The following is a 22,599-nucleotide window of genomic DNA, read 5'->3' on the forward strand; positions in this document are numbered from 1 at the left end:
CGAGCAGTACAAGGAAAGACGGATGTCCAGGATAGCGTTGGTCGATGATGACAGGAACATCCTGACTTCGGTGTCGATGACGCTCGAAGCCGAGGGTTTTGAGGTCGAAACCTATAATGATGGCCAGTCCGCGCTTGATGCGTTCAACAAGCGCATGCCCGACATGGCGGTGCTGGACATCAAGATGCCGCGCATGGACGGAATGGATCTGTTGCAGCGCCTGCGTCAGAAGACCTCGATGCCGATCATATTCCTGACCTCGAAGGACGATGAGATCGACGAGGTTCTGGGGCTGCGCATGGGCGCGGACGACTATGTCAAGAAGCCGTTTTCCCAGCGTCTTCTGGTCGAGCGCATCCGCGCGCTGCTGCGCCGCCAGGAAGCCATCGCCTCTGGCGAGGTCGCGACGACCGAAGAGACCAAGATGATGACCCGTGGGGCCCTGACCATGGACCCGCTCCGCCACGCGGTCAGCTGGAAGGGCCGCGACGTCGCCCTGACCGTGACCGAGTTCCTGTTGCTGCAGGCGCTGGCGCAACGTCCCGGCTTCGTCAAGAGCCGCGATCAGCTGATGGACGTCGCCTACGACGATCAGGTCTATGTCGATGACCGCACGATCGACAGTCACATCAAGCGTCTGCGCAAGAAGATGCGGATGGTCGACGATGAGTTCTCGGCCATCGAGACGCTTTACGGTATCGGTTACCGATACAACGAAGAATGAGTTTCGCCGAAAGGTTCCGTTTCTTCGAGAAGCCAAAGCCCGCGGGCCGCGCCGACGTGGTTCTGGGCGAGGATTGGGTCTCGCCCGAGGTCTACGTCGACCAGGAACTTCGCGCGGGCCGCGAGCGGCGCGGGCTGGTCTCCCTCAATCGTTCGCCGCTTGCGCGCAAGATCATCATCTTCAACCTGATGGCGATGGTGCTGCTGGTTGCGGGCGTTTTGTACCTGAACCCATTCCGGGACAGCCTGGCCATCCAGCGCGAAAACGGCCTCGTGTCAGAGGCGCAGCTTGTCGCCGACATATTCGAGGTGCAGCTGCCTGTTTCCGGTCCGGTCAGCATCGCGGCCTCCGACGGAATCGATCCACGGGCGACGCTCGAAGGCATGGAACTGCCTGCCGGGGTCGAACTTTTCGTCTTCGACATGAGCGGACGGCAGGTGATCAGCACGCTTGGCGCCGAACGCGCCGTTCCGGAAGCGGTCGCGGGGCTGAAGAACGATCGCCGTCCCACGATCATCACCGATCTTCTGAACGGCGTCTGGAGCGGCATTTCAACGCTCTTTTCCTTCCGCGACCCGATCGAGGATGCGATCACGATCGACGAGCTTGCCAACGGGCTTGTCGGCGACGCGTTGCGCGACGAAACCCGCTTTGCCTCTGCCCTCGATGCCGCCGGCGAGACGGTCTTTGCCGTGGCGACGCCGATCCGTCGCGGTGACACCGTGGTCGGAGTCGTGGCGCTTGCCTCTGCGGCAAGCGAAATCGACAGGCTGGTGCGCGTCGAGCGCGAGCAGATCCTTCAGATGTTCTTCGTCGCGCTGTTCGTGTCGATCGGCCTGAGCCTTCTGCTGGCGTCGACGATCGCCAACCCCTTGTCGGACCTTGCCGCTGCTGCCGAACTGGGGCGGGACAAGAACGCAAGACGCCTGAATCCGGGTCGCGTCCGCATCCCTGACCTGACCGCCAGACCCGACGAAATCGGCCGGCTGTCGGGCGCGATGCGCGGCATGGTCGCGGCACTGTACGATCGCATCGAATCGAACGAACAGTTCGCAGCCGACGTCGCGCACGAGATCAAGAACCCGTTGGCCTCGCTCCGTTCCGCCGTGGGCACGCTGCGTCTGGCCAAGCGCGACGACCAGCGCGAAAAGCTGCTGGACGTCATCGACCACGACGTGCGCAGGCTCGACCGGCTGGTCAGCGATATCTCCAACGCCTCGCGGCTCGACAGCGAGTTGGTGAAGGAGGAAGAGGAGGTCTTCGACCTGATCAAGACGCTGCGCGGCATTTCGCAGTACTTCGGGGACGAGGCCAAGGCCAAGGGCATCGACTTCATCACCGATCTGCCCGCCGATCCCGTCACGATCACGGGGCTCGAAGCGCGGCTGGCGCAGGTCTTCGTCAATCTCATCTCGAACGCGATTTCCTTCTGCGAAAAGGGGGACGCCGTGCGCGTCTGGGCCCGCAAGCGGGAAAATCGCGTTCTGGTCGTGGTCGAGGATACCGGCCCGGGCATCCCCGACCAGGCGCTGATCAAGATATTCAAGCGTTTCTATTCGGAACGTCCGCCGGGACAGTTCGGCAACCACTCCGGCCTGGGCCTTGCGATCTCGAAGCAGATCGTCGAGGCGCATGGCGGCGTGATCTGGGCAGAGAACATCCGCGCCGCCGACTCCGATCTGAACACCGCTCCGCTTGGCGCGCGGTTCGTGGTGGGTCTGCCCTTGTGACCCGCGAGGCCGCGCAGCCGACGATCCTTCACGCGGCCTGTGTAAGTCTTGATGGGCGCGGCGTTCTGATCCTTGGGCCATCTGGGTCCGGCAAGTCCGCCTTGTCGCTGCAGTTGATGGCCTATGGCTGCGCCCTCGTCGCCGATGACGGCGTCGAGATCGTGGTCCGCGATGGCGTGGCGATCGCCAGCGCCCCCCCGACCATCCGCGGCCTGATTGAGGCGCGCGGCATCGGACTGCTTGCCGCAGAGCCCGCCCCGTCGGCACCCTTGGTCCTGGCCGTCGATCTGTCCCTGGTTGAAACCGACCGGCTTCCCCCGTTTCGGCAGACCTCTATCGCTCAGTGCGTCGTTCCCGTGCTTCACAGAGTCGAGAGCGCCCATTTTCCGGCCGCAATCCTGCAATATCTCAAGGCAGGACGACGCGCATGAACGACTCGATGGCGACAAATTCGCAGGACAAGATAGCACAGGGCCAGCAACTGGTCCTGGTCACCGGCCCATCCGGCGCCGGCAGGGCAACCGCGTTGCGCGCGCTCGAGGACCTGGGCTACGAGCCGATCGACAACCTGCCGCTCAGCCTGATCCCCCGGCTTCTTGAGGGGCCGCCGATACAGCGGCCGCTGGCGCTTGGCATCGACGTGCGAAACAGGGACTTCTCGGTCGCGGGACTGATCGAACTGATCGATCGCCTGACCGCGCGCCCGGACGTTGCGCCCGAGGTCCTTTTTCTGGATTGCCGGGCGGACGAACTGGTGCGCCGCTTCGGGGAAACGCGACGGCGTCATCCGCTGTCGCCTGCCGAGGCACCCGCCTCTGGCGTCACGAGCGAGATCGACCTGCTGGTCCCGATCCGTGCACGCGCCGATGTCCTGATCGATACCTCCGACCTTTCGCCGCATGATCTGAAGGCCGAGATCGCGCGCTGGTTCGAACGTACGACCGGCGGTCGGCTGGCGGTCTCCGTCCAGTCGTTTTCCTACAAGCGCGGCGTGCCGCGCGGACTCGACATGATGTTCGACTGCCGCTTCCTCAGAAATCCGCACTGGGACGATGCGCTGAGACCTTTGGATGGGCGCGATCAGACGGTATCCGACTATGTCACAAGCGATCCACGCTTCCCGGAGTTCTTCGAGCGCGCGCGCGATCTGATCCTGTTTCTGCTTCCGGCGCAGGTCGCCGAAGGCAAGAGCCACGTGACGATCGGCTTCGGTTGTACCGGAGGGCAACACCGCAGCATTGCAGTTGCAGAAAAAGTGGCCAAAGAACTTGCAGAGGCGGGGTGGCAGGTGTCTATAAGACATCGGGAAATGGAACGCCGGACGGCTACGGCCGCGGCATTGCAGGGTGATAGGGCGTGATCGGGATCGTGATCGTCGCACATGGCGGTTTGGCGCGCGAGTATCTCGCAGCGGTTGAACATGTCGTGGGCAAACAGTCCGGAATTCGGGCGATCGCGATTGAGGAAGATCATGACCGCGCCGAAAAGCAGGCCGAGATTCGCGGGGCCGCGGATGCGGTTGACGAAGGCGACGGCGTCGTGGTGGTGACCGACATGTTCGGCGGCTCGCCCTCGAACCTGTCTCTTTGCGCCTGCGAACGGCAGAACCGGCGGATCATCTATGGCGCCAACCTGCCGATGCTGATCAAGCTGGCGAAGTCCCGAACCTTGTCGGTTCCCGACGCCGTGGCGACCGCGCTGGACGCGGGCCGAAAGTACATCAACGTCTATGCCGGCGGTGCCGGGCAGGTGCGGCCGTGATAGAACGCGTTCTGACCATCGTGAACGAAAAGGGGCTTCACGCCCGCGCCTCGGCCAAGTTCGTCGAGGTCGTCGAGGCCCACGACGCCACCGCCGAAGTGGCCAGGGACGGCATGACAGCCTCGGGGGACTCGATCATGGGGCTACTGATGCTGGCGGCATCGCGCGGCACCAGCATCACGCTGACAACGTCCGGCACCGAGGCCCAAAAGCTGGCTGACGCGCTGTCGGACCTGGTTGCCGACAAGTTCGGCGAGGGCAACTGACGCCTTGTTGCCCTGACTGGTGGATGGCCGCGGCCGCAGCGGTGATCTGGTCCTGGTCACTCAGCGCGTGGGAACCGGTACCTCGCCGCGGTAGTCGTAAAATCCGCGTTGCGTCTTGCGGCCAAGCCATCCGGCCTCGACATATTTCGTCAGAAGCGGGCAAGGGCGGTACTTGGTATCGGCAAGCCCGTCGTGCAACACGTTCATGATCGCAAGGCAGGTGTCGAGCCCGATGAAGTCCGCAAGCTCAAGCGGGCCCATCGGGTGGTTCGCGCCAAGTTTCAGGGATTCGTCGATGGACTTGACCGAACCGACCCCTTCGTAAAGCGTGTAGACCGCTTCGTTGATCATCGGCATCAGGATGCGGTTGACGATGAAGGCGGGAAAGTCCTCGGCGCTGGCCGCGGTCTTGCCCAGCTTTTCCACGACCTTCAGCAGCGCCTTATAGGTCGGATCATCCGTGGCGATCCCGCGGATCAGTTCGACCAGCTGCATCACCGGTACCGGGTTCATGAAATGGAAGCCCATGAACTTTTCCGGCCTGTCCGTGCGGCTGGCAAGGCGCGTGATCGAGATCGACGAGGTGTTCGAGGTCAGGATCGTCGTAGGCTTGAGATGCGGCAGCAGGTCCTCGAAGATCGCCTGCTTGACGGTTTCCCGTTCCGTCGCGGCTTCGATCACAAGATCGGTCTGTCCCAGATCCGCCAGTTTCAGGGTCGTCCTGATCCGGCCAAGTGCCGCCTTGCGCTCATCCTCGGTGATCTTGCCGCGCGCGACCTGCCGCTCCAGGTTCCGGTCGATCAATCCCACGGCATTGTCCAGCGCGCCCTGCGTGATGTCGTTCAACAGCACGTCGAACCCGGCAAGCGCGAAAACATGGGCAATCCCGTTGCCCATCTGGCCCGCGCCCACAATGCCCACTGTCTTGATGTCCATGCCAATTCTCCGCTGTCTGGCACGACCTTATGCACCCCCGGTGCCGTGACGCAAGGCGTAAGCCCGCGCACGGCAATTTGCACCTGCGGCATAAGGCCCAAAACCCATGGCGCAACTGTGTCAGGGGATTCTTCGAATGACCTTTCACCTGCCATTTTTCGGTCAAGGAGCGGGAAGATAAACGGACCCGGGGGCATCGAAACGGGTCTGAACAAAATGAAAAAGATCACCGCATTCCTTCTTCGGCTCGCGAACAAGAACACGGAACAGACCGATCGTTTCGGCCAGCGGCTGACCACGATGACAAAGCACCGGACGCCGCGTCCGACGCGGGCGACAGCGCCCTCGGTTTTCAAGTCCCGCGCGCGGGCCGCCTGATCAGGGCGGCGCCTGGCCAACCTGCCTAGAAACCGATCGACACGCCCGGCAACCGCAGTTCGCGGATAAGGTCGCGCAGTTCCTGCCGGGCAGCCACGTTCGACAGGTTCAGCGACTCGACGCCCACATCCTTGAGGTCCAGTAGCGTCAGGCCGCGCGGGAACAACTCCCGGAATATGACGCGTTCGGAAAAGCCGGGTGCAACGCGAAAGCCGATGCGCCTGGACAGCTGATCAAGGGCCGCGCCGACTTTTTTCTTGTTGTGCATCTGCTGTGCGCCCAAACGGTTCCTCAGCACGATCCAGTCAATCGGCTTCAGCCCCGCCCGTGCGCGCAGCTGACGCGCGTTCCAGACCATTTCGGCATAGATCGAAGGGCCGGTGACACGTCCTGTGTCCGGATTGATCCGCGCAAGCAGGTCGAAGTCGATGAAGCTGTCGTTGAGCGGCGTGATCAGCGTGTCGGCAAGCGAATGCGCCACCTGGCTCAGACGGGTGTGGGATCCCGGGCAGTCGATGACGAGGAAATCCGACACGGGATCCAGCGCGGCCACGGCTGCCGACAGGCGGTGATCATAGGCGTTTTCGTTCGGTGAAAGCTCGGAGGGCGCGATCTCGGGCAGCTCGCGATAATCGGGCATGGGCAGTTCCAGCCCTTCGCGGCGGGCAAAGGCCATGCGGTTTTCGATGTAGCGCCCGAAACTGCGCTGCCGCAAATCAAGATCCAGCGCGCCGACGCGGTGCCCCATGCGCGCGAGCGCGGTGGCGACATGCATCGACGTCGTGGATTTTCCCGACCCGCCCTTCTCGTTGCCGGTGACGATGATATGCGCCAAGTGTCTTGTCCCTCACAAAACCCGCAGGGGCGTTTTGGTGCGAAGGTATAGACGCGACCCGCGATGGGGGGAAGCTTCGGCGCGCGAAGGGACATTGCTTTTCGGCGCTTGTGGCGGCGCAACAGCGAAAGGAAAAACGCCGCCCCGAAGGGCGGCGCTTTCCGAACGTCTGCGATCGGGATCAGAAGCCCAGACCGGCGTACTTGTTCTTGAACTTCGACACACGGCCGCCGGTGTCCATCAGCTTGGCCGAGCCACCGGTCCAGGCGGGGTGCGCCAGCGGATCGATGTCGAGCGCGATGGTGTCGCCTTCCTTGCCCCAGGTCGAACGGGTCTGGTAGGTCGAGCCGTCGGTCATCTTGACGGTGATGAAGTGGTAGTCGGGGTGGATACCTTGTTTCATCGGTCCAATCCTCACACGGCTTTTTCTTTGTAGTTGGTGACTTCGGCGATACGGGCCGACTTACCGCGACGCGAACGCAGGTAATAGAGCTTCGCACGGCGGACCTTGCCGCGCCGCACAACCTCGATCGAGTCGATGTTGGTCGAGTACAGCGGGAACACGCGTTCGACGCCTTCGCCGAAGGAGATCTTGCGCACGGTGAACGACGCGGCCAGCGTGTTGCCGCCGCGGCGCGAGATGCACACGCCTTCGTAGTTCTGCACGCGCGAACGAGTGCCTTCGGTCACCTTGTAGCCGACGCGAACGGTGTCGCCGGCCTTGAAATCCGGGATGGTCTTGCCGAGGGCGGCGATCTGTTCCGCCTCGAGCTGCGCGATCAGGTTCATCGCAATTCCTTTCCATGCTCGCGGTAGCCCCGCGATGGTTTCGCGCGCCTCAGAGCTCCGTGTCTTCATCGGGTCCGCGCATCGCGCCCGCCGGAGGTCAGGTCACCGTTTACTTGCCGTTTCGCCGGCCCGGAACCCGCCGAAGAAGACGGGCGCATCGGCCATAGAAAAAAGGCCCGGACGACTCGCAAAAGCCCCGGACGGGCGCGGTATAGGCGCAAGCATGCGATTGGTCAAGCGATGGGGCGCGGGCGGGCCTGCAAATCCATGCGTGCGACACAGCCCGAGCGAACCTTCAACCCTTGCGGGCGGCCCAAAGGTCCGGACGGCGTTCACGGGTGATCCGCTCGGCCTCGGCCCTGCGCCACTTCTCGATCTCGCCGTGGTGGCCGGACATGAGTACTGGCGGGATCTCACGCCCTTCCCAGACCTGCGGCCTGGTGTACTGCGGATGCTCCAGAAGGCCGTTCGAGTGGCTTTCCTCCTCGGTCGAGGCGGCGTTGCCAAGCACGCCTGGCAGCAGTCTGACGGTCGCGTCGATCATCGCCTGAGCCGCGATCTCCCCCCCGGTCAGGACGAAATCGCCAAGCGAGATTTCCTCGACCGCGTAGTGGTCCAGCACGCGCTGGTCCACTCCCTCGAACCGCCCACAAAGCAGGGTGATGCCGTCCGCCGCTGCCCAGGCGCGCGCGGTCGCCTGGTCGAACCTTCGCCCGCGTGGGGATAGGTAGACAACCGGCCAGCGGGCGCGGTCGATGGGCGTGCCGACGGCGGCCTCGTCAAAGGCACGCGACAGCACGTCCGCACGCAGCACCATCCCGGCGCCGCCGCCCGCGGGCGTGTCGTCGACGTTCCGGTGCTTGCCGATGCCGAAGGGACGCAAGTCGATGGTTTCAAGGGCCCAGCGGCCTTCCTGCAGGGCTTTGCCTGTCAGCGAAAGGCCAAGAGTGCCGGGAAACGCCTCGGGGAAAAGCGTGATGACCCGCGACCGCCACGCGCCCTTCAGGCGCGGCGTGTCGGTCATCAGTTCCCGCGGTTTCACGCTGGCCGAAATCGCCAACCTTCCGTGTGACCGCGGCTTGTCGTCACTCATCCCCCAGATCCCCCGGCGGGTCTGCGACGATGCGGCCGACAGTCAGGTCGACGGTTGGAACGGCCGCCTTGGTGAACGGAAGCAGCAGGGTGGCCGCGCCGCCGATGATTTCAAGGAAATCGCCCGCGCCGTGGTTGTGGACGGCCTTGACCCTGCCAAGAGGTGCGCCGGAGGTGTCCAGCACCTCAAGCCCGATCAGGTCCGCGTGATAGAATTCGTCGTCGGGCAGGTTGGGAAGCTTGTGGCGATCGGCAAAAAGCTCGATCCCCCTCAGCGCTTCCGCCTCTTCGCGCGTGTTCACGCCCGACAGGCGCGCGGTCAGCCCGCCACCCGTGCCGCGCGTGAGCTTGACGGTGAAGCTGCGGCCGCCGTCCTCGGTCCACAGCGGCGCGTAGGCCGCTATCGCTTCGGGCTGGGCGCAGAAACTTTTGAGCCGCACCTCGCCTCGGACCCCGAAGGCCCCGGCGATGGCGCCGACGCAGATACGGTCAGTGGCCATTCGATGCCTCTTCACAAGCGGCCGCGGCGGGCGCGGGTTGGATCAGCTGATCGGTCTTCACCCCAAGCCAGAACGCCCCCGCGCAAAGCGTGAAGGTGACGATCCGGCGCAGGAAGAAGCCGATCAGCATGATCCGTCAGCGGCTTATTCGGCCGAAGCGGCCTTGGCAGCCTTTTCCTCGGCGCGCTTCTTCGCCTTGTCGCCCGGCTCGGCCTTTTTCATGTTGGCGCGGGTCGCCTTGGCGCGGACGCCGGCGGCTTCCAGGAAGCGGGCGACGCGGTCGGTCGGCTGGGCGCCCTGCGAGAGCCAGTACTGTACACGCTCCATGTTCATCTTGACGCGGTCTTCGCTGTCCTTGGCAAGAAGCGGGTTGTAGGTGCCCAGCTTCTCGATGAAGCGGCCGTCGCGCGGCATGCGCGAGTCGGATGCAACGATCGAGTAGAAGGGGCGCTTGTTGGAACCGCCGCGGGCGAGACGGATTTTCATAGCCATGTGAGTTACTCCTTTTGATGGCTGTTGACGGGGAACTCCCCGTTATTTCTGCAACTTCTCGTGATGCCTGATGACTTCTGAGATGATGAAGTTCAGGAACTTCTTGGCGAACTCGGGATCAAGGTCAGCCTCGGCGGCCAGCCTTTCAAGACGCGCGATCTGCGCCGCTTCGCGCGCGGGGTCGGACGGAGGCAGGTCGTTCTCGGCCTTGAGAAGACCCACCGCCTGCGTGTGCTTGAAGCGCTCGGCCAGCGTGAAGACGAGGATCGCGTCAAGCCTGTCGATGCTTTCGCGGTGCCCTTTCAGCAACTGTGCGGCGCGGGTCGTCGGATCACTCATGCGAGCCTCCGGTGCGGATCGGGCAGGTCATGCGCGTACCCCCTTGGGATGACGATAGACAAGGCAGGGCTTATCGCCCGCCGGGTGCCGGGCCGCGTCGTCGCGCAGCGCGCCAAGCCGTTCGGCCAGCGCGATCGACCGGGCGTTCGCGGGGGCGACATAGCTGACCGCCGTATCCCATCCCAGCGTGTCGAACGCATGCGTCCGCGCGGCGGCGGCGGCCTCATGCGCGTAGCCCTTGCCTTCCGCCTCTGCGGTCCAGACGCTCCAGCCGATTTCCCGCTCGGGCCAGTCGGCCGGAAACCACGGGCCGGCCATGCCAAGCGCCCGGTTCTCGCCCTTCGGCGTGAAGACGAACATGCCGAAGCCGCGCAGCACCCAGTGGCCGATGAGATGGCCGAAGGCGCGCCACGTCTGGCCAAGCGCGTAGTCGCCCGACCGAACGAAACCGGCGCGGGGCGACGACAGGAACGCGTCGAACGCCGCCCAGTCGCCCGGGGCCGGAGCGCGAAGCGTCAGCCGTTCGGTTTCAAGCACGGGGGTGTTGGCAAGCATCGGTGTCATGCGCGCGCCCCGCAATCTTGGCGCAGATCGTGGCGCAGGACGATGTCGCCGGGCTCGGTGCCGTCAAGCGACGGGTCGATCACGGCGCCAAGACGCTTGGCCAGCGCGACCGAGCGGGTATTGCGCGGATCGATGTAGCTGACAAGCCGATCCCAGCCAAAGCTTTCACGTGCCCATCCGATCACCGCGCTCGCGGCTTCGAATGCGTAGCCCTTGCCTTCGGCGTCCGGGATGGTGAACCAGCCGATTTCCCGCTCCGGGTAGCCCTCGGGCTGATAGATCCCGACCTCGCCGACATAGGCGCCGGTGGCGCGGTCGTCGAGACTGAAGGGGCCGTAGCCCCTGAGCTGCCAAAGCGCCACATCGGCGGCCCAGTACCGGTAAGCCTCGGCCCGGTCCTTCTGGCCGCGTTCGTGATCGGCGCGGGGCGAGCCGAAAAAGGCGGCCCAGTGTTCGAAGTCCGCAAGCTTGGGCGCGCGCAACGTCAGGCGTTCGGTGTGAAGGATCGGGCAGGTCATGCGTGCGCCCCGCCTGTCGACTGCGACGCGCAATCCGGCCGCCCCGCGTTGAGCGGGGCCGGTGCCTTGCGCCTTCCCTTCAGGGAAAGACGCTGGATGCGCGTCTGACGGGTCACTTCTTCTTCCCGAACCCAAGGCCGGAAAGGCCGCCAGGAAGTTTCAGCCCGCCAAGACCGCCCATTCCGGGCATGGCCCCGGGCATGCCGCCCATGCCTTCGCGCATGCCCTTGGCCATGGCTTCCATCTCGGCCGGGCTCATCTTCGACGGGTCGGGCATGCCGCCGCCAAGACCCTTGCCGCCCATCATCTGCTTGATGGCCTGCTTCATGGCGCCGCCCTTGCCCATCTTCTTCATCATGTCGGCCATCTGCCGGTGCATCTTCAGAAGCTTGTTCAGTTCGGCCACATCAAGCCCTGCGCCCGCGGCCACACGCCGCTTGCGGCTGGCCTGCATCAGATCGGGGTTGGCGCGTTCCTTCTTGGTCATCGAGTTGATCAGCGCGATCTGGCGGCGCAGCATCCGGTCGTCGAAGCCCGCGGCCTCGGCAGCCTTCTGCATCTTGCCCATGCCGGGCAGCATCCCCATCAGGCCCTGCATGCCGCCCATCTTGAGCATCTGGTCAAGCTGGTTCTTGAGGTCGTTCATGTTGAACAGACCCTTGGCGAAGCGCTTGGCCATGCGCTCGGCCTGTTCCATCTCCAGCGTTTCCTGGGCTTTCTCGACCAGGGCCACGATGTCGCCCATGCCGAGGATGCGGCCCGCGACGCGCTCGGCCTCGAAGGTCTCGATCGCCTCCATCTTTTCGCCAAGGCCGACGAAGCGGATCGGCTTGCCGGTAACGGCGCGCATCGAAAGCGCGGCCCCGCCCCGCCCGTCGCCGTCCATCCGGGTCAGAACCACGCCGGTGATGCCCACCTTGCCGTCGAACTCGGTCGCGACGTTGACGGCGTCCTGGCCGGTCAGGCCGTCGACGACAAGCAGCGTTTCGCGCGGGGACACCGCGTCGCGGACCGCCTGCACTTCGTCCATCAGGACTTCGTCGATGTGCAGACGCCCGGCGGTGTCGAGCATGTAGACGTCGTAGCCGCCAAGCGTTGCCTGTTGCTTGGCGCGCTTCGCGATCTGGACCGCGCTTTCGCCCTTCACGATCGGCAGCGTGTCGACGCCGATCTGCTGGCCGAGGATCTGGAGCTGTTCCATCGCCGCGGGGCGGTTCGTGTCGAGCGAGGCCATCAGCACCCGCTTGCCGTTCTTTTCCTTGAGCCGCTTGGCGAGTTTCGCGGTCGTCGTCGTCTTGCCCGACCCCTGGAGGCCGACCATGAGGACCGGCGCGGGCGGGTTGTCGATCTTCAGCGCCTCGGGCTCGCCATCGCCCTTCAGCACGTCGATCAGCGCGTCGTGGACGATCTTGACGACCTGCTGGCCGGGGGTGACGGACTTGGTCACCGCCTGGCCGGTGGCCTTTTCCTCGACAGCCTTGATGAAGTCGCGCGCGACAGGAAGCGATACGTCGGCCTCAAGAAGAGCCACGCGCACCTCGCGCAGCGCCGCCTTGACGTCCTCGGGCGTCAGCGCACCCTGCTTCGTCAGCCGGTCGAAGACGCTGCCAAGGCGTTCTGACAGGTTCTCGAACATCCGCGGCCCTCCTTGGCCCTTTACTTCCTTCGCGTTCCAGATGGGGTCCGGAGCGCCAAAACGCAAAACGCACCAGTGGGCGCAACGCGCTGACTGGTGGCGATCCCCGGTCATGACCGGGGACCGGAAGCTTCAAGACTTCCGGGTATCGGCCGGGCTTTACGCGCGAGGAGCGTGGGAGTCAAGCGTCGCGGGGCGAAGGCGCGGCGCACCAGCAAGGAAAGGGCCCCGAACTGTGCGGGGCCCTTGGGTCTGGTCCGGCGTGTCAGGGAGCCAGCGTCTCAGGCGGCCAGGCTCTCGATCCGGTCCTCGGCGGCGCGGATCGTGCCCTCGGCGTCGAAGATCATCTGGTCGGCCGCCACGAACTCGACTTCCGTGATGCCGAAGAAGCCAAGCATGTGCTTGACATAGCCCGACGCGAAGTCGACGCCCGAGCCCAGCTTCGTGCCGTCGGAAGACAGGGCGATGATCGCGCGTTTGCCCTTCAGAAGCCCTTCGGGGCCGGCTTGCGTGTAGCGGAAGGTCTCGCCTTTGCGGGCAAGGTGGTCGATCCAGCTTTTCAGCGTCGCGGGCACGCCGAAGTTGTAGACGGGCAGCCCGATGACCAGAACGTCGGCTGCCTTGACCTCGGCCAGGAGGCGGTCGGAGTAGTCGGCGATGCTGGCCTGATCGGCGCTGCGGGCCTCTGGAGCCGTATAGACCGCGCCGATCCAGCCGGCGTCGATCTGCGGCACGCCGCGAGACAGGTCGCGCTCGGTCACGCGGGCATCTGGATGGGCGCCGGCAAGCCTTGCGACGATGCGTCCAGTCAGGCGACGAGAAATCGAATCTTCGCCCTTGAGAGAGCTGTCTATGCGGAGGATGTGGGTCATTCTAAGGTCCTTCCAGATTTGGTGTGGACCAGAAATAGATATTGCCCAGGTGAACAGAATGGCGATAAATACGCATATTCTGTTAATGGGTGCACAATATGAGCTTCGAGAACTGGGATGAGATCCGCACCGCCTTTCAGGTTGCGCGCTTGGGAACGGTGTCCGGGGCGGCCGAGGTGCTGGGTGTTCACCATGCGACCGTGATCCGGCACATCGACGCGCTTGAGGCGCGTCTGGGTGCACGGCTCTTCCAGCGCCATCCAAGGGGCTACACGCCCACCGAGGCCGGGCAGGAACTGCTCAAGGTCGCACGCGTCACCGACGACCAGTTCGCCCAACTGGCAGCGCGGATCGCCGGGGCCGGGTCCGAATTCTCCGGAGAGCTTGTCGTGACCTCGCTTCCTGGGCTGGCACCGCTGGTCACGCCGGTGCTGATCGCCCTGCAGCGGGAACACCTGGGCCTGAAGGTGCGGTATGTCACCGACCTGCGCGTGTTCCGGCTGGAATACGGAGAAGCGCATGTGGCGATCCGGGCGGGCGCGCGCCCGCAAGAGCCCGACAACGTCGTCCAGCCTCTGTTCACGCAGAAGATCGCGCTTTACGGCACCCAAAGCTACCGCGATCGCTTCGGCTTTCCATCGTCGGACGACGACATCGCGGGCCACCGCTACGTTGGCGCGGTGGACGATGACAACCGCGCGCCCTTCAACCGCTGGCTTCTGTCCAAGGCCGGTGCCGAGGCGATCGTGTTCCGGACCAACGAAGTTGCCGCGCGGCTCGATGCGATCCGCGGCGGCAACGCGCTTGGCTTTCTGACGATGCAGGAAGCCGAGGGGCAGGGTGATTTGCTGCAGGTTCTGCCGCCTCGGGATGACTGGGACGTGGCGCTATGGCTGGTCACGCATGTGGACCTGCACCGCAGCGCCAAGATCCAGGCCTTTCTGTCCGCGCTGAAGGAACACGCGCGGGGCTGCGTCGGCGGCTGAGCGATGCAGGATCATCTGCGCGGCCACCTTGCGATGCTCGTCTTCTCATTGTGCATCGCGGGGTCGTTTTCGTTGGGCTCGATCGTCGCAAACAGGATCGACCCCGTCGTTCTGACGGCCGCGCGGTTCGTCCTTGCCGCTGGCGTCATGGGACTGGCCGCCGCGTTGACCGTGGGCTTTAGCCGGCGCGCCCTTTCCGCGCCCTGGCGCTATCTGGTGCTGGGCGGACTCTTTTCGGTCTATTTCGTCCTGATGTTCGAGGGGCTGAAGACCGCAAGGCCCGTCCAGGCCGCCGCGGTCTTTACCCTGACCCCGGCAATCACCGCGGGCTTCGCCTATCTGCTGCTGAGGCAGGTGATGACCCGGCGCATGGCGGCGGCGCTGGCGATCGGGGCGGTGGGGGCGACCTGGGTGATCTTTCGCGCCGACATCGGTGCGTTGGTGTCGTTCGAGGTCGGGGCGGGCGAGGTCACCTATTTCTTCGGCTGCATCGCGCACGCGATCTACACGCCGATGATCCGGCGCCTGAACCGGGGCGAGCCGCCGGTCCTGTTCACCTTCGGCACCCTCGTCGCCGGGGCGGGGCTTCTGTGCCTGTATGACTGGCGGGCGATCCTGGGGGCCGATTGGATCAACCTTCCGGGCATTGTCTGGCTGACAATCGGCTATCTGACCGTCTTTGCTACGGCAGCTTCGTTCTGGCTGGTGCAATACGCGACGCTGCGTCTGCCCTCGGCCAAGGTCATGGCCTACACCTACCTGGTGCCAAGCTGGGTCATCCTGTGGGAGATTGCGCTAGGCCACGACGTGCCGGGCGTGCTCACGCTGCTGGGGGTGGCCGCAACATTCGGGGCGCTGTGGCTGCTTGTGAAGAACGAAGAGGGTATGGCCCCGCGCCGCCCCGGCCGCGCTACGCGCTAGGCTGATCCTGCTGTTCGGACAGTTCGCCTTCCAGGAACCGCTCGAAGGCATCAAGGTCGACCGCTTCGAACAGCCCGAAACCAGCGATCCAGACCGTCGCCGCGCGCATCGCGTCGGGCTCGAGCTTGCACCAGATCACGCGACCGCGGCGTTCCTGGCTGATCAGCCGCGCCTCTGCCAGCACCTTGAGATGCTTGGAGATCGCGGCCAGCGACATCTCGAACGGCGCCGCGACATCCGTCACCGCCATATCATCCTCAAGCAGCATCGTAAGGATCGCTCGGCGCGTGGGATCGGCAAGAGCCGCGAAGATCGCATCCAGGTTCATGGCACGACCATATCGCCACCGCCGAGCGTGCGAAAGCAGGTCGCATCGCATTCCGTGTGGCATTTTTCGGCGTTTGCCGCGATACTCCGCACAGGCGCGCTTTTCCGCTCTCTGATCGGAGGACACCCATGCCGCTCCGATATTGGGCTCTTATCGTCATTCTCGGAATGGGCTGGGGCTGTTCATTCATCCTGAACGCGATCCTGCTGAGGGAAATCGGTCCGATGAGTGTGTCGCTCGGCCGCGTGGCCCTTGGGGCGCTTGGCTGCTGGATATGGGCGCTCGCCACGGGCAGGCAGGTCCGCCTGCCCCTTGCCACGATCGGCGGGCTGTTCGCACTGGGCACGGTCTTCTTCGCGATTCCCTTCGCGCTATACCCGATCAGCCAGCAATACCTGGCCAGCGGCGTCGCCGGCATCACCAACGCGATGACACCGATCATGGTGGTGATCGTGTCGCAGGTCTGGCCGGGGGGCGAAAGGGCGACGACGGCCAAATCGCTGGGCGTGCTGGTGGGGTTCTGCGGGATCGCCGTCCTGTCGCTGCCCTACCTGCGCCAAGGATCGTCTTCCGAGGTCTGGGCGATCTTCGTCGCCCTCTGCGCCCCGTTCTGCTACGGCATCGCGACGAACATGGCGCGCAGCTACCGCGGGATCGACTCGACGGTCGTGGCTGCCTGGTCCCTGACGGGAGCCGCGCTGATCATCGCGCCGGTCGCGCTTGCGGCCGAGGGTTCGCCCAGGATCACGCGCGTGGAATCTTGGGCCGCGCTGCTTTTCATCGGTTTGGTCCTGACCTCGGCGGCCTTCATCGCGCTCTACTGGCTATTGCGGCAGGTCGGCCCCACCGCCAGTTCGACGGTCACCTTTGTCGCGCCGGTTTCGGCGGTGATCTTGGGTGCCCTGGTTCTGGACGAGGTGATCCAGGCTGAACATCTCGCGGGGATGGCCGCGATCTTCCTGGGGTTGCTTCTGATCGACGGCCGGCTGTGGCGCCGTGTCTTTCCCAGGGGCGCCGGGGAGATAATCAACCGAAAAGTTGAATAAGCCCATCCGGCCCCAAAGTCGCCCGAGCAGCGCCCGGTCCGCTTGCCGTTAAATCCCTGAAACTTGATAAATCGCGCTTTTTCAATGACATGCGTAAAAATTTGCAGCGCAACCACGGCATTGACTCGCGGTCAATAGCATTCTAGCTATCCCGCGACCGTCAAAGGGGGCCTTCCCATGTCCGACGAGCCCGATCCCGAGCGCATGAAGGCGCTTGAAGACAGGATCGCGGGGATGCGAAAGGCGCAGAAGCCGAAGCCCCGGATCGACGAACACTATTCGGCCGCGAGCCAAGGCTGGCGGATGGTAATCGAGCTGGTTTCGGGACTCGGGATCGGCTTCGGCATCGGATACGGGCTGGATGTCCTTTTCGGGACACTTCCCATCCTTCTGGTGCTGTTCACATTGCTGGGCTTCGCGGCCGGGGTGAAGACGATGCTTCGCACGGCGCAGGAGTTCCAGGAGAAAAGACAGGCGGAAGACTCCGCCAGGGACGAAGGGGAATAGACGTGGCGACGGAAGAGCACAGCGAAGGCCTTGCATTCCACCCGATGGACCAGTTCATCGTGAAACCGCTGTTCGGCGGCGAACACGTTGGCGTCCTCACGGTGACCAACGTCACCCTGTGGATGGCGATCGCCGTGCTGTGCGTGATCGCGCTGTTCGTGCTTGGCACGCGCGGGCGCGCCGTCGTCCCGAACCGGACCCAATCGGTCGCGGAACTGGCCTACGGTTTCGTCCACAAGATGGTAGAGGATGTCGCCGGGCACGACGCGGTGAAGTTCTTCCCCTACGTCTTCACACTGTTCATCTTCATCGTCTTCTCGAACTTCCTGGGCCTTCTGCCCAAGGCGTTCACGCCGACCTCGCACATCGCCGTGACGGCCTTCCTTGCGGTGGCGGTATTTCTGACGGTGACGATCGTCGGTTTCGTCAAGCACGGCGTGCATTTCCTTGGGCTCTTCTGGGTGTCCTCGGCGCCGCTGCCGCTGCGCCCGGTCCTGGCGCTGATTGAGGTGATTTCCTACTTCGTCCGTCCCGTCAGCCACTCCATTCGTCTTGCGGGCAACATGATGGCCGGTCACGCCGTTATCAAAGTTTTCGCCGCCTTCGCGCCCCTCATCCTGATCTCGGGCGTGGGCATCGCGGTGACGCCGCTTTCGATCCTCGCGATCACGGCGATCTACGGTCTCGAAATCCTCGTGGCCTTCATCCAGGCCTACGTCTTCACGATCCTGACCTGCGTCTACCTCCGGGATGCGCTGCATCCGGCACACTGACGCCCGGTCTTCACTCCAACTGCACCAATCCAACCGTAAGGAGATACACATGGAACTCGCAGCTGCAGCCGCTCTCGGCAAATTCATCGGCGCTGGCCTTGCCTGCATCGGCATGGGCGGCTCCGCGATGGGGGTGGGCAACGTTGCCGGCAACTTCCTCGCTGGCGCTCTGCGCAACCCGTCGGCCGCTGCCGGCCAGACCGCGACCCTCTTCATCGGCATCGCGTTCGCCGAAGCGCTCGGGATCTTCTCGTTCCTCGTCGCGCTTCTGCTGATGTTCGCAGTCTGATCCTGAACGAACCATCCTTACGGTCGGGTGGGTGCCCAAGCGGCGCTCACCCGATGTAAACTGGGTTCCAGGGGGACGACATGGCGAACACCACGCATACGGCAGCCGATACCGCGACCGAAGCGGCCGGTCACGCCGCAGAGGCGGCGGGACACGCGGCGCAGTCCGCGGGCATGCCGCAACTCGATACATCGACCTTTGCGAACCAGATCTTCTGGCTCGTGGTCGCGCTTATCGTCATCTACTTCGTGCTGTCGCGCATCGCGCTTCCGCGCATCGGTGCCGTCCTGGCCGACCGCCAGCGCACGATCACCAGCGACATCGCAGCGGCCGAGGAACTGAAGGCGAAGGCCGTCGAGGCCGAGAAGGCCTACAACCAGGCGATCGCCGACGCGCGGTCCGAGGCCGCCAAGATCGTGGCCGAAGCACGCGCAGAAATCCAGAAGGACCTCGACGTCGCAACCGCCAAGGCGGATGCGGAGATCGCGGCCAAGACCGCCGAGTCCGCTGCCCGGATCGAAGAAATTCGCGCCGGCGCGCTGGAAAGCGTCAAGGACGTGGCGAACGAAACCGCGGCTGCGTTGGTTTCCGCGCTTGGCGGTTCGGCTGATGACAAGTCGGTCGCATCCGCGGTATCCGACCGGATGAAAGGGTAAGATGATGAAAAAGCTTTCCCTTGCCCTCATTCTGGCCGGTTCTCCGGCTCTGGCGGCGACCGGCCCGTTCTTCAGCCTTCGCAACACCGATTTCGTCGTCACGATCGCCTTCCTGCTCTTCGTCGGCGTTCTGGTCTACTTCAAGGTTCCGGCCCTGATCGGCGGACTTCTTGACAAGCGTGCCGCTGGCATCAAGTCCGATCTCGACGAGGCGCGGGCGCTTCGTGAAGAGGCGCGCTCGATCCTGGCGTCCTACGAGCGCAAGCAGAAGGAAGTCCAGGAACTGGCCGATCGCATCGTCGAGACGGCCAAGCGCGAAGCTCAGGCTGCCGCCGAGCAGGCCAAGGAGGATCTCAAGGCCTCGATCACGCGGCGTCTTGCCGCGGCCGAGGACCAGATCGCATCCGCCGAAGCCTCCGCCGTTCGCGAAGTTCGCGACCGTGCGATCGCGGTGGCCGTTGCCGCGGCTGGCGACCTTATCGCCAAGGGCATGACGGCGGCCGAACGCGGCAAGCTGGTCGAGGCGTCGATCGCGGAAGTCGAAGCAAAGCTTCACTGATCGGCTATTGCAGACATTGCGAAAGCCCGGCCCGAACGGCCGGGCTTTTCTTTTGCGCGAAGGGCTGCGAATTTTCGTGAAACCAGCAGGGGAACCCGATGACCATTTCCGTCCGGACGATTCAGCCGCAGGACCGCGATGCCTGGGGGGAACTTTACAAGGGCTACGCCGCCTTCTATCGGGTGGAGCAGTCCGAAGAGATGCGCGGCCGTGTCTGGTCCTGGCTCACCGATCCCGACCACGAAGTCCGCGGGCGTGTCGCAGAGTTGGGCGGAAGGCTGGTTGGCCTTGCCCATTTCAGGGCCTTCGCGCGGCCCCTGGCAGCCAGCACCGGCGGGTTCCTGGATGATCTTTTCGTCGATCCGGCGTCGCGCGGAAGCGGCGCTGCGGCCGCGCTGATCGAGGCCGTTCAGGAAGAGGGGCGCGCCGAGGGTTGGAGCGTCATCCGCTGGATCACCGCCGAGGACAACTACCGCGCCCGCGGGCTTTACGACCACCTTGCAGAGCGTACCCGCTGGGTGACCTACGACATCCGCCTTTGATCCGGGCGCAGTTCAGCCCCGTTCTGCCTCCTGCGCGAAACGCAGGCGTGCGACCGCTTCGTTGCGCTCGGTGCGGAAGTGATCCTTCAACGCCGTTTCCACGAAGGTCAGGTGCCGTTCCACCGCTGCGCGGGCGCCGTCGGGATCGCGGGCCTGCAGCGCGGTGTTGATCGCGCGGTGCTGATCCAGAAGCGCTTCGCGCGTCGTCTTCTGACGGAACATCACCTGGCGATTGTAGAACACGCCTTCGCGCAGAAGGCCAAACATCGCGCGCATCATGTGCAGCATGACGACGTTGTGGCTGGCTTCGATGATCGCCATGTGGAATTCGGCGTCCAGCGCAGACTCGTCGGACGGATCGCGCTTGCCGTGCGCGGCCTCCATCTTGCGAAAGACGGCGTCGACGATCCGCAGATCGGTTTCCGATCCCAGCCGGGCGGCGCGCTCGGCGGCCAGCGCTTCCATGTCCTTGCGAAAGTCGAGATAGTCGAAGACCGCGTCCGGGTGGCGCGCGAAAAGCTGGATAAGAGCAGGTGAGAACGCCGAGTTCAGGACGTCTGCGACGTAGATGCCGGAACTTGCGCGCGTGACCAGAAGCCCCGCGTCTTCGAGATGACCGATCGCCTCGCGCAGCGAGGGCCGCGACACGCCGAGCCTTTCCGACATGTCGCGCTCGGACGGCAGCCTTTCGGCGGGCCGCAGCACGCCTTGCAGGATCAGCCGCTCAATCTGGCGGACGACGGTGTCGGAAAGTTTTTCCGGTTCGATTTTCTGAAAGGGCATCGGCGCATCCTGAATTGGTCAGAGTTTATGACCGCATTCGGAGGCGGGCAATCAAAAAGGCCGGGAAATTCCCGGCCTTTTCTGATGTGTCGGCTCAGCGGTTGGGGCGGATGATAATGTCCACCCGCCGGTTCTGAGCGCGGCCCTCAGGCGTGTAGTTCGAGGCGATCGGTTCGCTTTCGCCGCGGCCGAAGGCCTGAAGCCGGTAGCCCGCGACGCCGGCGCCCTGAAGGATCGCCGCGACCGATTGCGCCCGGCGTTCCGAAAGCGACTGGTTGTAGGCCGCGGTGCCGGTGTTGTCGGTGTGGCCGATCACCTGGATCGTGGTGTCCGGGTAGCGGTTGATGCTGGCCGCCAGGGTCTGCAGGTCGCCGCGCAGAACGGGCGAAACCACGGCGCTGTCGGTCGCGAACAGGATGTCCTGCGGCATGCGCACGATCAGTTCGTTGCCGGTGTTGATGATGCCGATGGCGCCGTTGTCGAAGCTCGCCGCCAGCTCGGCAGCCTGCTTGTCCAGGTTGTTGCCGATGACGCCGCCCGCGATGCCGCCGATGATCGCGCCGCCAAGCGCCCGGTTGCGACGTTCTTTCGCGGTGTCGCCCGAAATCAGACCCGCGATCGCGCCAAGCCCGGCACCCACGGCTGCACCCTCACGCGTGCGTTGGTTGGGATCGTTGGGGTTGTACTGTTCGGGCGGCGTACAGGCGGCCAGAAGGAAGGCCCCGGCCGTCGCAGCCATGATGATCGTGGTGATGCGCATGAAGCGTCTCCCGTCTGTGACTTGTCGTCTTCAGGTGGGGTCTAGCGCATCTGTAAGGCAATAACACCTGGACGATAGCCCCTTGCGCGGCAATCCGCCTGCGGGTGTCAGGCGCTTTTTGCCTCGGCGCGGGCCGCTTCCCAGGCCAGCATGGCGCGCTTGACCGGAAGGCCCCAGTGATACCCGCCCAGGCCGCCGGATTTTCGCAGCGCGCGGTGACAGGGGATCAGCCAGCTGACCGGATTCCTGCCCACGGCCGTGCCGACCGCGCGGACGGCTGTCGGGTGGCCGATGGCACGGGCAAGTTCCGAGTAGGTGGTGACCTGGCCGGACGGGATCGCCAGAAGCGCCTCCCATACCTTGATCTGGAAGGGCGCGCCGATCATGTGCAATCGCGCCTCGCCCTTGCCGTCGAAGGCGGCCTGAACCCAGGGCGTGATGGCGCCTGCATCTGCGGTGAAACGCGCATTGGGCCAGCGCCCGCTGAGGTCGGCCATGGCTGCGTCGCGTCCGCAATCCTCGGCAAAGGCCAGTCCGCAAAGGCCGCGGTCCGACCCCATCGCCAGCGCCTCGCCGAACGGGGTGGGGAACCAGCCGTAGCGGATGGTCAGGCCCTCGCCGCCGCGGGCATATTCGCCGGGGCTCATCGCCTCCCAGGTCAGGAACAGGTCGTGCAGCCGCCCGGTGCCCGACAGCCCGGCCTCGGCCGCGGTGTCAAGAAGGGTGAAGTGATCAGCCAGCAGGCGCTTGGCGTGGTCCAGGGTCAGGTACTGCTGATAGCGCTTGGGCGATACGCCGACCCATCGCGAGAAAACCCGCTGGAAGTGCGCCGGACTCATCGAGAGCCGCGCCGCCAGATCGTCCAGCGACAGGCCGCGTCCGTCGTCGCCGTCGATATGTTCCAGCGCGCGGGCGATGGTGCGATAGTGATAAGCGCTGTCGTCGTGCATGTCGCGTTCTCCTTGTCCCACGGAAGGTAAGGCAACGGCAGGACCGCTGCGACCCGAAAACTGCGCT

33 protein-coding genes are annotated in these 22,599 nt (G+C 64.7%); 16 read left to right on the forward strand and 17 right to left on the reverse strand.

Annotation, left to right across the window (positions count from 1 at the left end):
• Nucleotides 1-22 precede the first annotated feature (22 nt).
• The 6 genes from OEW28_RS03950 to OEW28_RS03975 are packed head-to-tail and all read left to right on the forward strand — an operon-like array spanning nt 23 to nt 4,481.
• Nucleotides 23-724 (forward strand): response regulator transcription factor, encoded by a 702-nt coding sequence (locus OEW28_RS03950; RefSeq protein ID WP_263733407.1) that lies wholly within the window; start codon nt 23-25, stop codon nt 722-724.
• Nucleotides 721-2,454: a sensor histidine kinase gene (locus OEW28_RS03955; protein WP_263733408.1), complete on the forward strand. Its 1,734-nt coding sequence runs from the start codon at nt 721-723 to the stop codon at nt 2,452-2,454. Before OEW28_RS03950 ends, OEW28_RS03955 begins: the two co-directional genes overlap by 4 nt.
• Entirely contained in the window at nt 2,451-2,885 is a 435-nt protein-coding gene (locus tag OEW28_RS03960; RefSeq protein ID WP_263733409.1) for an HPr kinase/phosphorylase, read from the forward strand. Before OEW28_RS03955 ends, OEW28_RS03960 begins: the two co-directional genes overlap by 4 nt.
• The gene (gene rapZ / locus OEW28_RS03965; RefSeq protein WP_263733410.1) at nt 2,882-3,814 is read left to right on the forward strand and encodes an RNase adapter RapZ; all 933 of its coding nucleotides are present in this window, start codon (nt 2,882-2,884) and stop codon (nt 3,812-3,814) included. Before OEW28_RS03960 ends, rapZ begins: the two co-directional genes overlap by 4 nt.
• Nucleotides 3,811-4,215 (forward strand): PTS sugar transporter subunit IIA, encoded by a 405-nt coding sequence (locus tag OEW28_RS03970; RefSeq protein ID WP_263733411.1) that lies wholly within the window; start codon nt 3,811-3,813, stop codon nt 4,213-4,215. Before rapZ ends, OEW28_RS03970 begins: the two co-directional genes overlap by 4 nt.
• The gene (locus OEW28_RS03975) at nt 4,212-4,481 is read left to right on the forward strand and encodes an HPr family phosphocarrier protein (protein ID WP_263733412.1); all 270 of its coding nucleotides are present in this window, start codon (nt 4,212-4,214) and stop codon (nt 4,479-4,481) included. Before OEW28_RS03970 ends, OEW28_RS03975 begins: the two co-directional genes overlap by 4 nt.
• Before the next feature lie 60 nt (nt 4,482-4,541).
• On the opposite strand, the gene OEW28_RS03980 is transcribed toward OEW28_RS03975, so the two are convergent.
• The gene (locus OEW28_RS03980) at nt 4,542-5,417 is read right to left on the reverse strand and encodes a 3-hydroxybutyryl-CoA dehydrogenase (RefSeq protein ID WP_263733413.1); all 876 of its coding nucleotides are present in this window, start codon (nt 5,415-5,417) and stop codon (nt 4,542-4,544) included.
• Nucleotides 5,418-5,633: 216 nt separating this feature from the next.
• On the opposite strand from OEW28_RS03980, the gene OEW28_RS03985 reads away from it, so the two are divergent.
• Nucleotides 5,634-5,795, forward strand: a complete 162-nt coding sequence (locus tag OEW28_RS03985; RefSeq protein WP_263733414.1) for a hypothetical protein — start codon at nt 5,634-5,636, stop codon at nt 5,793-5,795.
• Nucleotides 5,796-5,820: 25 nt separating this feature from the next.
• Here the strand turns inward: OEW28_RS03985 and OEW28_RS03990 are convergent, their stop codons facing one another.
• From OEW28_RS03990 to OEW28_RS04045, 12 genes are all read right to left on the reverse strand, one after another.
• Nucleotides 5,821-6,630 (reverse strand): division plane positioning ATPase MipZ, encoded by an 810-nt coding sequence (locus OEW28_RS03990; protein ID WP_263733415.1) that lies wholly within the window; start codon nt 6,628-6,630, stop codon nt 5,821-5,823.
• Nucleotides 6,631-6,811: 181 nt separating this feature from the next.
• A complete protein-coding gene (rpmE, locus tag OEW28_RS03995) occupies nt 6,812-7,033 on the reverse strand; it encodes a 50S ribosomal protein L31 (protein ID WP_263733416.1) in 222 nt (73 codons plus the stop codon).
• 11 nt (nt 7,034-7,044) lie between these two features.
• Nucleotides 7,045-7,419, reverse strand: coding sequence for a 50S ribosomal protein L19 (gene rplS / locus OEW28_RS04000; protein WP_263733417.1), 375 nt, complete (start codon nt 7,417-7,419; stop codon nt 7,045-7,047).
• 295 nt (nt 7,420-7,714) lie between these two features.
• Complete coding sequence (gene trmD / locus OEW28_RS04005) at nt 7,715-8,512, reverse strand: tRNA (guanosine(37)-N1)-methyltransferase TrmD (protein WP_263733418.1); 798 nt, start codon at nt 8,510-8,512, stop codon at nt 7,715-7,717.
• Nucleotides 8,505-9,011, reverse strand: a complete 507-nt coding sequence (rimM, locus tag OEW28_RS04010) for a ribosome maturation factor RimM (RefSeq protein ID WP_263733419.1) — start codon at nt 9,009-9,011, stop codon at nt 8,505-8,507. Before rimM ends, trmD begins: the two co-directional genes overlap by 8 nt.
• The gene (locus OEW28_RS04015) at nt 9,001-9,141 is read right to left on the reverse strand and encodes a hypothetical protein (protein WP_263733420.1); all 141 of its coding nucleotides are present in this window, start codon (nt 9,139-9,141) and stop codon (nt 9,001-9,003) included. Before OEW28_RS04015 ends, rimM begins: the two co-directional genes overlap by 11 nt.
• Before the next feature lie 14 nt (nt 9,142-9,155).
• Nucleotides 9,156-9,503, reverse strand: a complete 348-nt coding sequence (rpsP, locus tag OEW28_RS04020) for a 30S ribosomal protein S16 (RefSeq protein WP_263733421.1) — start codon at nt 9,501-9,503, stop codon at nt 9,156-9,158.
• A gap of 42 nt (nt 9,504-9,545) precedes the next feature.
• Nucleotides 9,546-9,842, reverse strand: a complete 297-nt coding sequence (locus OEW28_RS04025) for a chorismate mutase (protein WP_263733422.1) — start codon at nt 9,840-9,842, stop codon at nt 9,546-9,548.
• Between the two features lie 27 nt (nt 9,843-9,869).
• Entirely contained in the window at nt 9,870-10,406 is a 537-nt protein-coding gene (locus OEW28_RS04030; protein WP_412174773.1) for a GNAT family N-acetyltransferase, read from the reverse strand.
• Complete coding sequence (locus OEW28_RS04035; protein ID WP_263733423.1) at nt 10,403-10,924, reverse strand: GNAT family N-acetyltransferase; 522 nt, start codon at nt 10,922-10,924, stop codon at nt 10,403-10,405. The genes OEW28_RS04030 and OEW28_RS04035 overlap by 4 nt, the downstream gene beginning before the upstream one ends.
• A gap of 112 nt (nt 10,925-11,036) precedes the next feature.
• Nucleotides 11,037-12,560, reverse strand: a complete 1,524-nt coding sequence (gene ffh / locus OEW28_RS04040) for a signal recognition particle protein (RefSeq protein ID WP_263733424.1) — start codon at nt 12,558-12,560, stop codon at nt 11,037-11,039.
• Nucleotides 12,561-12,841: 281 nt separating this feature from the next.
• The gene (locus OEW28_RS04045) at nt 12,842-13,432 is read right to left on the reverse strand and encodes an FMN-dependent NADH-azoreductase (protein WP_263733425.1); all 591 of its coding nucleotides are present in this window, start codon (nt 13,430-13,432) and stop codon (nt 12,842-12,844) included.
• Nucleotides 13,433-13,530: 98 nt separating this feature from the next.
• Between OEW28_RS04045 and OEW28_RS04050 the strand changes: the two genes are divergently transcribed.
• Nucleotides 13,531-14,418 (forward strand): LysR family transcriptional regulator, encoded by an 888-nt coding sequence (locus OEW28_RS04050; RefSeq protein WP_263733426.1) that lies wholly within the window; start codon nt 13,531-13,533, stop codon nt 14,416-14,418.
• A gap of 3 nt (nt 14,419-14,421) precedes the next feature.
• A complete protein-coding gene (locus OEW28_RS04055; protein WP_263733427.1) occupies nt 14,422-15,339 on the forward strand; it encodes a DMT family transporter in 918 nt (305 codons plus the stop codon).
• Here the strand turns inward: OEW28_RS04055 and OEW28_RS04060 are convergent.
• Entirely contained in the window at nt 15,329-15,667 is a 339-nt protein-coding gene (locus OEW28_RS04060) for an ArsR/SmtB family transcription factor (RefSeq protein ID WP_263733428.1), read from the reverse strand. The two genes, OEW28_RS04055 and OEW28_RS04060, sit on opposite strands and share 11 nt — an antisense overlap.
• A gap of 128 nt (nt 15,668-15,795) precedes the next feature.
• Here OEW28_RS04060 and OEW28_RS04065 point away from each other — a divergent pair, with 128 nt between their 5' ends.
• From OEW28_RS04065 to OEW28_RS04095, 7 genes are all read left to right on the forward strand, one after another.
• Nucleotides 15,796-16,713 carry a DMT family transporter gene (locus tag OEW28_RS04065; RefSeq protein WP_263733429.1) on the forward strand — a complete coding sequence of 306 codons (918 nt, stop codon included), beginning with the start codon at nt 15,796-15,798 and terminating at the stop codon, nt 16,711-16,713.
• A gap of 177 nt (nt 16,714-16,890) precedes the next feature.
• Nucleotides 16,891-17,220: an AtpZ/AtpI family protein gene (locus OEW28_RS04070; protein WP_263733430.1), complete on the forward strand. Its 330-nt coding sequence runs from the start codon at nt 16,891-16,893 to the stop codon at nt 17,218-17,220.
• A gap of 2 nt (nt 17,221-17,222) precedes the next feature.
• Nucleotides 17,223-17,993 (forward strand): F0F1 ATP synthase subunit A, encoded by a 771-nt coding sequence (locus OEW28_RS04075; RefSeq protein ID WP_263733431.1) that lies wholly within the window; start codon nt 17,223-17,225, stop codon nt 17,991-17,993.
• A 49-nt stretch (nt 17,994-18,042) separates the two neighbouring features.
• Nucleotides 18,043-18,282 (forward strand): F0F1 ATP synthase subunit C, encoded by a 240-nt coding sequence (locus OEW28_RS04080; protein ID WP_263720507.1) that lies wholly within the window; start codon nt 18,043-18,045, stop codon nt 18,280-18,282.
• Between the two features lie 80 nt (nt 18,283-18,362).
• Nucleotides 18,363-18,938 (forward strand): F0F1 ATP synthase subunit B', encoded by a 576-nt coding sequence (locus tag OEW28_RS04085; protein WP_263733432.1) that lies wholly within the window; start codon nt 18,363-18,365, stop codon nt 18,936-18,938.
• Nucleotides 18,939-18,942: 4 nt separating this feature from the next.
• Complete coding sequence (locus tag OEW28_RS04090; RefSeq protein ID WP_263733433.1) at nt 18,943-19,497, forward strand: F0F1 ATP synthase subunit B; 555 nt, start codon at nt 18,943-18,945, stop codon at nt 19,495-19,497.
• Nucleotides 19,498-19,595: 98 nt separating this feature from the next.
• On the forward strand, nt 19,596-20,039 hold the full coding sequence (locus OEW28_RS04095) for a GNAT family N-acetyltransferase (RefSeq protein ID WP_263733434.1): 444 nt from the start codon (nt 19,596-19,598) through the stop codon (nt 20,037-20,039).
• A gap of 12 nt (nt 20,040-20,051) precedes the next feature.
• Here OEW28_RS04095 and OEW28_RS04100 read toward each other — a convergent pair whose 3' ends face one another.
• From OEW28_RS04100 to OEW28_RS04110, 3 genes are all read right to left on the reverse strand, one after another.
• Entirely contained in the window at nt 20,052-20,822 is a 771-nt protein-coding gene (locus tag OEW28_RS04100) for an FCD domain-containing protein (protein ID WP_263733435.1), read from the reverse strand.
• Nucleotides 20,823-20,916: 94 nt separating this feature from the next.
• Nucleotides 20,917-21,582, reverse strand: coding sequence for an OmpA family protein (locus OEW28_RS04105; RefSeq protein WP_263733436.1), 666 nt, complete (start codon nt 21,580-21,582; stop codon nt 20,917-20,919).
• 107 nt (nt 21,583-21,689) lie between these two features.
• Nucleotides 21,690-22,532: a bifunctional helix-turn-helix domain-containing protein/methylated-DNA--[protein]-cysteine S-methyltransferase gene (locus OEW28_RS04110; RefSeq protein ID WP_263733437.1), complete on the reverse strand. Its 843-nt coding sequence runs from the start codon at nt 22,530-22,532 to the stop codon at nt 21,690-21,692.
• Between the last annotated feature and the right edge of the window lie 67 nt (nt 22,533-22,599).

It is taken from the genome of Albidovulum marisflavi, from assembly GCF_025751435.1.
Taxonomy (GTDB): Bacteria; Pseudomonadota; Alphaproteobacteria; order Rhodobacterales; family Rhodobacteraceae; genus Albidovulum; species Albidovulum marisflavi.